At 44.4% G+C, this 13,186-nt stretch carries 12 protein-coding genes and 1 tRNA gene; 11 read left to right on the top strand and 2 right to left on the bottom strand.

What is annotated here, in order from left to right:
• The first annotated feature begins 184 nt into the window (after positions 1-184).
• The 9 genes from guaB (at position 185) to MKY28_RS25655 (ending at position 8,340) form a co-directional block, all read left to right on the top strand.
• The gene (gene guaB, locus MKY28_RS25695) at positions 185-1,642 is read left to right on the top strand and encodes an IMP dehydrogenase (RefSeq protein ID WP_036607306.1); all 1,458 of its coding nucleotides are present in this window, start codon (positions 185-187) and stop codon (positions 1,640-1,642) included.
• Between the two features lie 416 nt (positions 1,643-2,058).
• A complete protein-coding gene (locus MKY28_RS25690) occupies positions 2,059-3,447 on the top strand; it encodes a D-alanyl-D-alanine carboxypeptidase family protein (protein WP_036671584.1) in 1,389 nt (462 codons plus the stop codon).
• A gap of 217 nt (positions 3,448-3,664) precedes the next feature.
• Complete coding sequence (gene pdxT / locus MKY28_RS25685) at positions 3,665-4,255, top strand: pyridoxal 5'-phosphate synthase glutaminase subunit PdxT (protein WP_036671585.1); 591 nt, start codon at positions 3,665-3,667, stop codon at positions 4,253-4,255.
• Positions 4,256-4,528: 273 nt separating this feature from the next.
• Positions 4,529-5,812 carry a serine--tRNA ligase gene (serS, locus tag MKY28_RS25680; RefSeq protein ID WP_340937364.1) on the top strand — a complete coding sequence of 428 codons (1,284 nt, stop codon included), beginning with the start codon at positions 4,529-4,531 and terminating at the stop codon, positions 5,810-5,812.
• 198 nt (positions 5,813-6,010) lie between these two features.
• A tRNA-Ser gene (locus MKY28_RS25675) sits at positions 6,011-6,099 on the top strand.
• A 192-nt stretch (positions 6,100-6,291) separates the two neighbouring features.
• Positions 6,292-6,630, top strand: a complete 339-nt coding sequence (locus tag MKY28_RS25670) for a hypothetical protein (protein WP_036607297.1) — start codon at positions 6,292-6,294, stop codon at positions 6,628-6,630.
• A 29-nt stretch (positions 6,631-6,659) separates the two neighbouring features.
• Positions 6,660-6,836, top strand: coding sequence for a hypothetical protein (locus MKY28_RS25665; RefSeq protein WP_017691325.1), 177 nt, complete (start codon positions 6,660-6,662; stop codon positions 6,834-6,836).
• Between the two features lie 21 nt (positions 6,837-6,857).
• On the top strand, positions 6,858-7,010 hold the full coding sequence (locus tag MKY28_RS25660) for a small acid-soluble spore protein P (protein ID WP_036607296.1): 153 nt from the start codon (positions 6,858-6,860) through the stop codon (positions 7,008-7,010).
• 235 nt (positions 7,011-7,245) lie between these two features.
• Positions 7,246-8,340, top strand: coding sequence for a hypothetical protein (locus tag MKY28_RS25655; protein WP_036607295.1), 1,095 nt, complete (start codon positions 7,246-7,248; stop codon positions 8,338-8,340).
• Positions 8,341-8,601: 261 nt separating this feature from the next.
• Here the strand turns inward: MKY28_RS25655 and MKY28_RS25650 are convergent, their stop codons facing one another.
• Complete coding sequence (locus MKY28_RS25650; protein ID WP_036667681.1) at positions 8,602-9,171, bottom strand: GNAT family N-acetyltransferase; 570 nt, start codon at positions 9,169-9,171, stop codon at positions 8,602-8,604.
• Positions 9,172-9,214: 43 nt separating this feature from the next.
• A complete protein-coding gene (tadA, locus tag MKY28_RS25645; RefSeq protein ID WP_051449508.1) occupies positions 9,215-9,721 on the bottom strand; it encodes a tRNA adenosine(34) deaminase TadA in 507 nt (168 codons plus the stop codon).
• A gap of 332 nt (positions 9,722-10,053) precedes the next feature.
• Here tadA and MKY28_RS25640 point away from each other — a divergent pair, with 332 nt between their 5' ends.
• Entirely contained in the window at positions 10,054-12,393 is a 2,340-nt protein-coding gene (locus MKY28_RS25640) for an ATP-binding protein (protein WP_340937362.1), read from the top strand.
• Between the two features lie 18 nt (positions 12,394-12,411).
• On the top strand, positions 12,412-13,113 hold the full coding sequence (locus MKY28_RS25635) for a pseudouridine synthase (protein WP_340937361.1): 702 nt from the start codon (positions 12,412-12,414) through the stop codon (positions 13,111-13,113).
• Positions 13,114-13,186: the final 73 nt, after the last annotated feature.

Below are 13,186 nucleotides of genomic sequence, written 5' to 3'. Positions count from 1 at the left end.
ACAGTTGTGTTCATCAGGCAATACACCTGATATAACCAAGTACTTTTCCTTGACAGTCTAAATATCGCTTTGCTAAGATGGCAATAATAAATTTTTCAGAAAACGTATTTTCGGCGTAAAATACAGCCTGGAATCTTCGGGTTTTGGACCGTAAAGCTGAGCAAACATAAGGAGGAACACTTGCGTGTGGGAAGATAAATTTGGTAAGGAAGGCCTCACCTTTGATGATGTATTGCTAGTGCCACGGAAATCCGAGACACTGCCTAAAGAAGTAGATGTATCTATTCGTTTGAGTGATACTGTAAAGCTAAATATTCCTTTGATCAGTGCGGGTATGGATACAGTAACTGAAGCGACATTGGCTATTGCCATTGCACGTGAAGGCGGTATCGGTATTATCCATAAAAATATGTCGGTTGAACAACAGGCAGAAGAAGTAGATCGTGTTAAGCGTTCGGAGAGTGGTGTTATTACAAACCCGTTCTCACTGACGGCAGATCATCTGGTATCTGATGCGGAAGCAGTAATGGCGAAATATCGGATCTCCGGTGTACCTATTATTGAAGGAGATCAGAAGCTGGTTGGTATTTTGACCAACCGCGATTTGCGTTTTATTCATGATTACGGCATCAAAATTAGCGAAGTCATGACTCATGAGAATCTGGTTACCGCTCCTGTAGGCACTACACTACAAGAAGCTGAAGGTATCCTTCAGAAGCACAAGATAGAAAAACTTCCATTAGTTGATGAGACAAACACGTTGAAAGGTCTTATCACGATTAAAGATATTGAGAAAGCCATTCAATTCCCTCATGCAGCCAAAGATGCTCAAGGACGTTTGTTGGTTGGTGCAGCGATTGGTATTTCCAAAGATACATTTGAACGTGCAGATGCTTTGGTACAAGCTGGTGTCGACCTGATTACGGTAGACTCGGCTCACGGACACCACATCAATATCATTGAAGCTGTACGTCAGCTTCGTGAACGTTTCCCTAGCCTGACCATCGTTGCAGGTAACGTCGCTACTGGCGCTGCCACTCGTGACCTGATCGAAGCAGGGGCTTCGGTAGTCAAAGTGGGTATTGGTCCAGGTTCGATTTGTACAACACGTGTTATTGCTGGTATTGGTGTACCTCAAGTAACTGCAGTGTACGATTGTGCAACGGTGGCACGTGAATATGGAGTTCCGATTATCGCGGATGGCGGAATTAAATATTCTGGTGAAATTACGAAGGCACTGGCTGCAGGCGCACACGCGGTGATGCTGGGAAGTTTGTTTGCCGGCACAGCAGAAAGCCCGGGAGAAACTGAAATCTTCCAAGGACGTAGCTACAAAGTATACCGCGGTATGGGTTCAATGGCTGCAATGAAACAAGGTAGTAAAGATCGTTACTTCCAAGATGATGACAAGAAACTGGTTCCGGAAGGAATCGAAGGTCGTGTCGCTTACAAAGGACCATTGTCTGATACGATCCACCAACTGATTGGTGGTCTGCGTTCGGGTATGGGATACTGTGGTACAAGTAACTTGGAGCAACTTCGTAACGATACAGGCTTTATCCGAATTACAGGTGCGGGACTGCGCGAAAGTCATCCCCATGATGTACAGATTACCAAAGAAGCACCTAACTACTCGTTGTAATCGGAAGAGAGTTAATCATTTCCAGGACAGGCTCGGTGATTTTCACCGGGTCTGTCTTTTTTTGCAGATACCCCTGTGATAGAATAGAACAAGCGGTGACGATCCATGGATGGATTAAGGCGTTGCGGCGGCTTTTTGACGTAAATCTATGAATATGGTTTTGAAAAGCAAATGCAGTGCCAGAAAAGGCTGTCAGGTAAACAGAAGCGCGGACGTCCTTTTACATAAGCATTTGCAAAATGCGGACTAAGTGACAATCGATAACGAACTTTAGGAGCAATAATATTGCTCGTTCGATACAGCGCATATAGCACACATCTCATACATCAAACACACAGATTAGGGAACAAGAAAATCGCAGCATAAGCTGCACTGAAGCAATTAATAATGCTTTGGATCGAAGGGAGTATTCATCATTGAAAGCCAAACACATGAATAAAAAGAAACGCCAAATGCTCAAAAAGAGCGTAGCCTCGGTAATGCTAATTAACATGCTTTGCATGTCTGCAGTAATGCCGGTCATGGCTGCTGCGGACAACTCCGGTCAGGTTCTGACTGCTGCGGCAACAACAACAAAGACGGAAAAAGCCGTACAGGTGCCTGGGGTAGACTCACTTGGGCTTGAGGTTAGATCAGCGGTACTAATGGAAGCCTCGACGGGACAGATTCTACTAAATGTTGATGCGGATAAAGCGATGCCACCTGCAAGTATGACCAAGATGATGACAGAGTACATTGTTGCAGAACAGGTCAAACAAGGTAAATTCGGTTGGGACGATATTGTAACTGTTAAAAAGAATGCTGCACAAAGTATCGGGTCGCGAATTTTCCTCGCGGAAGGTGACCAGCACACAGTTAAGGATCTCTATATTGCTATGGCTGTTGGCTCTGCCAATGATGCTACGGTTGCTTTGGCTGAACATGTTGCCGGTTCGGAAGAAGCTTTCGTGAAAATGATGAATGATGAAGCGAAGCGTATGGGCATGAAGGATACGTTCTTCATCAACTCTTCTGGTCTGGATCGAGCAGATATGCCTGCTGATTTCCGTCCAGCTGAAGACAAGGAAACAGTGATGTCCGCTCTGGATGCTGCAATTCTATGCCGATACATCATTATGGATCACCCGGACTACACAGAATTTACAACGATTCAATCCTACAAGTTCCGTCCCAATGATAAAGCTCCAATTATCAATTACAACTGGATGCTGGAAGCGAATAAAAATATAACCAATTTCAAAAGCTATGCCTATGAAGGTCTGGATGGAATGAAAACAGGCCATACCACGAACGCAGGTAATAACTTTACAGGTACAGCAGAACGTAACGGTATGCGTCTAATTAGTGTTGTTATGGGCACAGATTCGGAATCCGCACGTTTCAGAGAAACTAAAAAGGTATTGGACTATGGATTTAACAACTTTGAAGTGAAACAGGCTGTTGCAGGCAAGACCAAAGTGACGGGCTGGGAAGCGGTACCTTTGAAAAAAGGGAAAGAAACAACCGTTCCTGTTGTAACAGATAATGCGGTAAGTTTTGTTGTACCCAAAGGTACTCAGAACCTGGATGTGACATTCAAAGCCAACGTAACTGAGGCTGACAAGCTGGTAGCACCACTCAAGGCAGGTACGAAGGTTGGTACGGTAACGTACACGTATAAAGCAGATGGAATTGAGCCACAGGAAAAAACAGTGAACTTGATCACTGCTGAAGAGGCTGAAAAAGGCGGATGGTTCCGTTTGTTCTTCCGTGCTGTGAAGGATTTCTTTGTGGATCTTTTTGACGGGATTAAAAACCTGTTTTAGTCCATAACAAACTTCATGGAGAGAGTATGATCATGATTTTAATGTTTACATGGTCATATCATTGACAAAATACAAGTTATTCCGACCGGATGGATTGTATATTTACAATTTTTCCGGTAAAATATCAAGTTAGAATTCACGTATGATGAAGTAAAAAAGTACAATGTTCGTTTACCGTATGCAAGATCGTGGCTGGTAAGAGAAGGGGAATGAGCGTATGAAGATCGGCGTTTTAGCACTTCAAGGAGCTGTCACAGAGCATATTCGAAGTATTGAACGTGCTGGAGCAGAAGGTATAGCTATCAAACAGGTTCAGCAATTGGAGGACTTGGATGGTCTTATCCTTCCTGGCGGGGAAAGCACGACGATCGGTAAACTGATGCGCAAGTATGGGTTTATGGATGCCATTCGGGCGTTTGCTGCTGAGGGCAAACCGGTATTTGGTACCTGTGCTGGCTTGATCGTTATGGCTAAACACATTGCAGGGCAAGAAGAAGCTCATTTGGAGCTAATGGATATGACAGTATCCCGAAATGCATTTGGACGGCAGAGAGAGAGTTTTGAGACGGATTTGCCAGTCAAAGGCATTGAGGAGACGGTAAGGGCTGTATTTATACGGGCGCCCTTGATCGAGAGTGTCGGAGACCAGGTGGAGGTACTCTCCACATACAAGGATGAGATTGTTACGGCTCGTCAGGGACATTTGTTGGCTTGCTCCTACCATCCGGAATTGACGGATGACTATCGTCTGCATACTTATTTTGTAGACATGGCCAGATCCTACAAACACACGGTAGACTCTAAATAATGCATGATGTACAACCTATGATCTCCCGCTCATCGGATCACTTCCCCAGAAGCCGTGTAAGGCCGCTGGATGGCAGTTGCATCTGAACGGATGCCTGATGTTGCCTGTATCTGCTTCATAGCGGGAATCGCAGCGGAGGGTGACAAGGGGGATATAGGTTGTTTTTTGGGTTACAGGTTCCGATAAGTATATAGTAAGGTGTATACAGTAGAGTTTTGAGAATGGATTTAACATAAGGCTTCACGTTGTGAGGTTATTTAGGAGGGGTATATCGTGCTTGATGTGAAAATATTGCGGAATGAGTATGCACGTGTAGAAGAAGCATTGACTAAACGTGGCAAATCGCTGGATCTTATCGCTGGATTTACCGAGATGGATGCCAAGCGTCGGGAGTTGCTTCAAGAGAGTGAAACACTGAAGAGTCGTCGGAATACAGTCTCCGCGGAAGTTGCTAGACTGAAGAAGAATCGTGAGAATGCTGATGATCTGATTGTGGAGATGCGTGAAGTCTCTGATCGAATCAAAGCCATGGACGAGGAAGTTCGGGAACTGGAAGTGAAGATCAATGATCTCACAATGGCGATTCCTAATATTCCTAACGAAAGCGTACCGATTGGAGCTTCTGAAGACGACAATGTTGAGATTCGTCGTTGGGAAGAGCCGAAGTCATTTACTTTTGCACCAAAAGCACACTGGGAAATTGCGCAGGATCTCGATATTCTTGATTTTGAGGCGGCTGCCAAAGTAACAGGTTCCCGTTTTACCTTTTATAAAGGTCTGGGTGCCCGTCTGGAACGTGCATTGATTAACTTCATGATGGATCTGCACAGCGATCAACATGGATATGAAGAGATTCTGCCTCCATACATTGTTAATCGGGACAGCTTGTTTGGAACAGGTCAACTGCCTAAGTTCGAAGAAGACCTGTTCAAGTTGAAAGATACTGAATATTATCTGATCCCTACTGCTGAAGTTCCGGTAACGAACTATCATCGCGAAGAGATTCTGAATGTAGATCAATTGCCTAAGCACTTTGTGGCATACAGCTCTTGTTTCCGTTCTGAAGCCGGTTCGGCTGGACGGGATACACGCGGCTTGATTCGTCAGCATCAATTCAACAAAGTAGAGCTGCTCAAGCTATCTACTCCGGAGACTTCGTATGAAGAGCTGGAGCAAATGACTCAAAATGCGGAGCGTGTGCTTCAATTGTTGGGCTTGCCGTATCGCGTCCTGACTTTGTGCACGGCAGATATGGGCTTCACTTCAGCTAAAACGTATGATATTGAAGTATGGTTACCTGAGAGCAATACCTATCGTGAGATTTCTTCGTGCTCCAACTGTGAGGACTTCCAGGCACGTCGTGCCAATATCCGTTTCCGCAGAGAGCCAAAAGCCAAACCGGAATTTGTTCATACATTGAACGGGTCAGGATTGGCTGTTGGACGGACGGTAGCCGCTATCCTGGAGAACTATCAACAGGAAGATGGTACGGTTGTCATTCCTGAAGCATTGCTTCCTTATATGGGCGGTGCAAGTGTGATTGCACGTCGCTCTTAAGTTAGAGTTAGCTAGCCATCCTCATCAAGGGGAATACTAATTCAATCCGTCATTTTGGAATGGCGGATTGGAGTGTTTTGTATAACTGAAGCAGTTGTCTGATACGGGATTATCAATTTTAATATAAAAAGGTTGCATTATTATGTCGAGATGTGGTATGATACTTTTTGTGGCAAGTTTATAAAAGTTAATTTCCCTGGAGAGGTACCGAAGCGGTCATAACGGGGCGGTCTTGAAAACCGTTAGGGGGCAACTCCACGTGGGTTCGAATCCCACCCTCTCCGCCATACTACACTTATAACAAGGATTCGAGCGAGATCGCTCGGGTCCTTTTTTGCGTTATGAGTTTGTCCAGCGTAGTGAGCATACAGGTTGGTGACCGATGTATATGTTGCATAGTACAACGTTATATTTTGAATAAGGCTAATATGTATAAAAACATCTTCATCGCCGCACTTTATAGGAGTGGAGGTGGTAAGATGAACCGCGAGTTAAACATCGATCAGACAGAGCTTGTAGGGGCTTGGCAAGAACGTTTGCCTCAAGTCCTGAATGTTGGAGACCAGGCTCAGGTAATGGCCGATGAAGCCGATCAGCAGGCGATTCGGATACACATTGCTACAGCAGGGCACGAGATGTACTCTTTTGATTTCAAATGTGCATATGTCGATTCCCGTGAAGTCAGCGTACAGCTGATTGATGTGGAACGGGATGGACGAACGACGGATGAGCGTACAGAACCGATTCAGGAACTGGCTCACGATTATACACGGCACATTCATGAATGCGCCCAGTCGTTACAATCCCAGACGAGATAATAGCCTGAAATCTGAAGGAGTGAAATCAATTGACTAAAGCCAAAGCGGGAGTAGACAAAAACCTGCAAAATGTAGTCGATGATCTGGAGCAGCCTGCCGTAAACAGTCATCATGCCCAGCAAATTCAGCAAGATATTAATGATCGCCGTCATCAGGATGCACTGAATCATGACAAAACGGAAGATAGGGACCCATCCCATTCCTAACAATGATGAGGGGGCAATAATATGAGCAAACCAAAAACAATTCCCGTACCGGAAGCGCAAGCATCCGAACAGCATCGTCATTCATCCAAACGCTCTTCCATGCAGGAACCATTATCCGGTTCCAAAAAAGTAAAAAATCAAAATCATGTGGATCATTTGAATCCCCAAGGTTAATAGAAGAAACAGATTCACGCAAAAGTCCCTTGTTACCTAACAGGGGGCTTTTGCGTATTCATACATATATAAAGACAGGCACATGGTTATTCCCAAAGCTGACATAGGTCTTTGTAGCCATTTTAAAGAGGAAAGATCACATTTTTCCCAAATTAGGTTTCGGTATCTGGTGATATGGTATATCATTGATATTGAATTACTTTTTTTTGGGGTTATCACGAGAGGAGAGAAACAAATGACTAAACGTATGGGAGCGCTTCTTCTCACGTTGCTGTTGACCGTATCTATGGCATTGACAGCATGTAGCAGCAAGCAGGAACCAAAAGAGGCATTGAAGACGGCTGCGGCCAATGCTTCCAAATTGACTTCGTATGAAATGAGTTCTAATTTCACTATTAATGAATTGAGCTATAAACCTGGGGATGCTTCACAAACTGATCCTACTATGACTCAGTTTATGAGCATGCTGAAGGATGCTCAGTTGAATGTAACAGGTGTATACCAAAGTGAGCCAATGCAGACAGAGATGACTCTTGGCATCGAGCTTAAAGGCGACATGGGTATGACCTTTAACATCCCAATGGTGATGACGGCAGAGAAACTCTATGTGAAAGTGCCGAATATTCCGTTCTTCCCGATTCCGGAGAATGTTGTTAACAAGTTCCTAGAGTTGGACCTGAAAGAACTGGCTGAGCAAGAGGGTACGGAATGGAACCCTGATGCTATGGACGCAGCCAAAACTCAAAAGCTGAGCAACGAAGTCATGGACGCAGTGCTGAGCGAGTACGATCAAGCTAAATTCTTCAAAAATCTAGACACCAAAGATGCAAAACTTCCTGAAGGTGTAGATGCGAAGCAAGTTGTACAATTCTCAGTGAATAATGACAATGTTAAAGAAGCAGTTACTGTACTGGTAACAAAAGCTATGCCTAAAGTATTGGATATTCTGTCCAAAGAGGAATATCGTGAAATGCTGCAAATGGATCAGGCTGATATCGACAAAGCTAAAGAAGATCTGAAGATCACTGAAGCAGATCAGGCTGAAATGGCTAAAGACTTGGATAAATTGAAAGATGTTCTGACAATCAACCAATTCAACATCGATTTCGCATTGGACAAAAACGACTTCCCTGTATATCAAAAGATGGTCGCTGATGTGCTGATCAAGCCAGAAGGTACAAAAGACGAAGTGAAATTGGCATTTACCGGTTCCAATACGTACACTAAGATTAACGAAAAAGCAGCATTCAAAATCAACATCCCTACTGGCGATGACGTAATTACTATGCAAGAGTTCGAAGAACTGATGAACGCTTCATACGGATACTAATCTCGCTGAGTTCAAACCGTCTGTGATTCAAGTGAAGGATAATCTCCTTCCGCTTGGGTACAGGCGGTTTTTTTTGTTAGACAGCGTAAGAGGGGATATCCGTAAAATAATTGATCTTTGAAGTTGAATCGTGGCTGGTGATATATACAAATAAAACCGCACTCTCTCCTACATAACTAGGGTAGTGCGGTTTTGTACATTAAACTTGTATATTGTTGAATTGGGAATACAGACAGCTTTATTGGGAAGCTTTTAAATCAATTAATTCGTAAGTTCGTCCAAGTCTTCAGCAAGTACAGCATAGATCTGATGATCCTGATATTTGCCGTTGATCTTGAGGTATTTGCGAGCAGTACCTTCAAACTGGAATCCGTTCTTCTCCAGAACGCGCTGTGAACCTTTGTTGGAGGGCAATACTGCAGCCTGAATCCGATTTAACTTCAGCGCACGGAAGCCATAAGCTACGGCCAGTTTAACCGCTGCTGTCATTCGTCCGCCACCCTGATAATCTGGATGGATAAAGTAACCCATATCCGCATAATTGGCAACGCCCAATACGACATTGTTGATACTTACTTGTCCAATTAGCAGGCTGTCTTTAATGGTATAGATTCCAAATTGATATCCTGTACCATCTTCTGCTGCCTTGACCCGATCCTCAATCCGCCGAGTCTGAGCATCCAGTGTATAGAATTCATCGTCTCGCACGGGTTCTACAGACTGGTAAGGGACGCGTGTGATCTGAATCAGGTCCAGATAGGACTGTGTATCCTGGGGTGTAAGCAACCGAAGGCTTATGCCATTGGCTGTATCATAGAGTGTTAGTGCCATTACAGCACACTTCCTTTCTAATTGGGATGTTCGTAGTCGGTGACTACTTTAACTTTTGGCGCAGACTTCTGAAAAATTGAGTTAGCATCGTGGAGCATTCAGGCTGAAGGATATCCGGAATCACCTCCGTACGATGGTTAAAACGAGGCTCCTGTAGCAGGTTCATCAGTGTACCTGCACAGCCAGCCTTGGGATCAGCCGTACCATAGATAACTCGTGGAACTCTGGATTGTACAATTGCACCTGCACACATTGGACAAGGTTCCAATGTGACGTACAGAGAACAATCCAACAAACGCCAAGCTCCGATGGTCTCGCTGGCCTGACGAATAGCCACCATCTCTGCATGGGCGGTGGAATCCAGTGTAGTTTCACGTAGATTGTATCCCCGACCAACAATTTGGTTATTTTGTACGATTACAGCTCCAATCGGCACTTCCCCAAGAGCCTCAGCTTTGTAGGCCTCGGCAATGGCCTCTCGCATCCAGTGCTCATGCTGAGCTTCCTCAGATAAATGCGCGAGATCGGTCTGAAGAAAATGGTCAGTCATTACTATATAACTCCTTCCAAAATCGTTTATTCAGCGAACAAATATTCGGGTTGTTAACATGTTGTGTATAGAATTGTGGATAACCGTGTAGTTGCTCACATAGTTATAAACAAACTATCCACAAGCCTGTGGGTATGTGGATAAATATAGTGATTAATTTCATTGTAGAGTTCGAAAATGCAAAAAACAACGAATTTCGAGCTTTTCAGTCATTCGGTAACTTTTGGACACAGGTCAATTATCCTTTTCAAAAAGACATACAAGCGTTATGATGGAGATAGGTTTTGCCATATATCGCCAGAGGGTACAAGCCGAGAGGTGAACAAAAAAACTTGTCTATTAAAACGAAATTATCCATGATTATGTCGTGCTCAGTGCTCGTTATTTTAGTGTTGAATATCGCACTGAGTTATTATACTACAGAAGAGAATCTGAGGCAGGACAGTGAAACCAAGATGGTGCTCACTGCAAAGCAGATTGCAATTGCTGTCGAACAGAATCAATACAGTTCGGATTATGTAAAACGGCAGATTGGAAACAATCTGTGGCTTGCTGCTGTCATGGCAGCAGAAGAATTGGACCCGGATATTAATAATATCACAAATGAAGAACTTGTACGCTTGAGCCAAAAGGTCGGCGTCTCACATATTTCGTTAATGGAACAGACGGATGATGACATCGTTGTTAACCGCTCCTCAGATCCGAGAGAAATCGGGCTGTCCACCAAATCCATGACTTATTGGTATCAGGCCTTTAAGCAATTATTTGAAAAACAACAGGTGACGATTTCCCAAGGACAGAAGTTGGAGCATTTCTGGTCAGATGGATTCGAATATTCGACATCCAGTCCTTCGGATATTGATATCTGGGGTTACTACCATGATGGAAAGAGAAACTACATAATCAATCCCTTCTATAATAATACGGAAGTTGATGACTATGTGAAAATCTCTAGTCCGGATGAGATTTTAAATAAAATTCGTGAGGTCAATCCCTCCATTCTGGAGATTACAGGCATCAATCCGTTGACTTTTGGTAGCCCGAACATGAGTGATGACGGAAGAGATTCGAACTTTAGCAAGTTGAATAACAGACCGATTCGTTTTGGTACATACCAGTATGGTTCTACGGATGAGGATCATCGTGCTGTGGTGCGCGCCATTCGAACAGGGCAAAATGTATCTTTTGTCAGTGAAACGCACGAACAGAAGGTACTGAAGAGTTTTATTCCCATTTTCACACCCAATCAGTCTTCCTATGTGATCAGTATTGTCATGGACTATAAGCAAATATCCTCCATGGTATCTGAGCAGTTGGTGAGCCATGCCTCCATATCGTTGGTTTTGCTGGAGATTGTGATCTTTGGCAGCTATTTGCTCGCAGGGTATATTACACGTCCGATCCAATCCATACTGGGCAAAGTGAATGATGTAGCGGATGGGCACTTTGATTTCCGTCTGAAAGTACGGAGGAAGGATGAACTTGGCCAACTGGCCAATCGTATTAATGCCATGATACGTAATCTGGGCCATTATACGAGTCGTCTGAAACAGATGTATGAAGAGAATCGGGCGGTGAAAGAACATCTGGAGTCCATTATCAATCAGACAGCGGATGCCATTCACATTACGGATCTTGAAGGAAAAGTGCTTCGGGTTAACCGCGCATTTGAACAATTATATGGCTTTCGAAGTCGTGAGGTGGAAGGTCGTAATCTGAAGATCATCCCGCCAGAGGCAGAAGAAGAAATGAAACGTCAGCATGCCCAACTCGTTGAGGGGATGTCCATTACGTCCAACGAAACTACCTGGATGAAGAAAGACGGGACCCGAGTAGAGGTCAGTGTCAGTACAGCTCCGGTACGAGACGAGGCTGGAGAGATTACCGCACTCATTAGCGTCTCCAGGGACATTACAAGTCGTAATCGGATGGAAGAGCTGCTCAGACGTTCTGAGAAGCTAACAACCGTGGGTCAGCTTGCAGCAGGTGTGGCACATGAGATTCGTAATCCACTGACCACGCTGCGCGGGTTCCTACAGTTACAGCAAGAGAGCAATAAGCTGAATCATCGTCATCTGGATCTGATGTTATCGGAGCTGGATCGCATCAACCTTATCGTTGGTGAATTTCTGATTCTGGCGAAACCGCAGGCGGTTCATTTTCAGAATCGGGATATTCGTTTTATTCTTGGCGATGTCATCTCGTTACTGGATAGTCAGGCGCATCTGCATGGTGTAGAATTTGTACTGCGTGCCTCATCCGATTCGGCTATGGTACACTGTGAAGAGAACCAATTGAAGCAGGTATTCATCAATTTGCTGAAAAATGGTATGGAGGCCATGCCAAATGGAGGAAACATCCATATCAAGCTCAAGCATGACGAGCAATCGAAACGCGTCAGAATTGAGATCAGGGATGAAGGGATCGGTATCCCGGAAGAGATGATGCCCAAGCTTGGGGAGCCTTTCTTTACGAATAAAGAGTCTGGAACAGGGCTTGGCCTGATGGTCAGTCAGCGCATTATTCAATCACATAAGGGCATGATGGATATTAAAAGCGTCATGAACAAGGGAACAACGGTTATTATTGAACTGCCTGCATCCGAGCAACAACCGGAAGTTATTGAGGTAGATCAGGTAACAGATGACACACTTACAGATGAAGAGAAATAGATGAGGTGAGATTACCTTTTGCGTATTAATAAATTTATTAGTGAAACAGGTTATTGCTCCCGGCGTGAAGCCGACAAGTTGGTGGATAGTGGTCAGGTAACCATTAATGGAGTTAAGGCTGAACTGGGCAGTCAGGCAGAAGAAGGCGACGATGTAAGAATTAATGGCAAACCGATCAAGGAAAAGAGAAAACATGTATATATCGCGCTGAATAAACCGATTGGAATCACAAGTACAACTGAGCAGCATATTCAGGGGAATATCGTTGATTTTGTCGGGCACGATGAACGTATCTTTCCAATTGGGCGCCTGGATAAGGACTCGGAAGGTTTGATCCTGATGACCAATGATGGTGATATCGTTAACCGGATTCTTAGATCAGAAGGGCGCCATGAGAAAGAGTATATCGTTACTGTTGATCGATCTGTAACCCCGAGTTTCCTTAGAGGTATGAGCACTGGGGTGAAGATCCTGGGTGAAATGACCCTGCCTTGTACAGTGACCCGGATGACGGATCGAGTATTCCGTATCATCCTGACTGAAGGAAAGAACCGTCAGATTCGGCGGATGTGTAGTGCCTTTGGTTACGAGGTTCGTAAGTTAAAGCGTATTCGGATCATGAACATCCATCTTGGAGAAATGGCGACAGGTTCATGGAGAGAGCTTACCCCTGCTGAAAAAGCGGAGCTGGGCGGTCTGTTAGGCTATTCACTGGAATAGTTGATTCGAGTTCCACTAATTAACTGATTGAAGCCCTGCTTTCCGAAAAGGAGCGCAGGGCTTTTTGGTGCAG

It is taken from the genome of Paenibacillus sp. FSL R5-0473, assembly GCF_038004565.1.
Classification (GTDB): domain Bacteria; phylum Bacillota; class Bacilli; order Paenibacillales; family Paenibacillaceae; genus Paenibacillus; species Paenibacillus amylolyticus.
The sequence above is the reverse complement of the archived record's forward strand: the minus strand, read 5'-3'. Positions and strand labels throughout refer to the sequence as shown.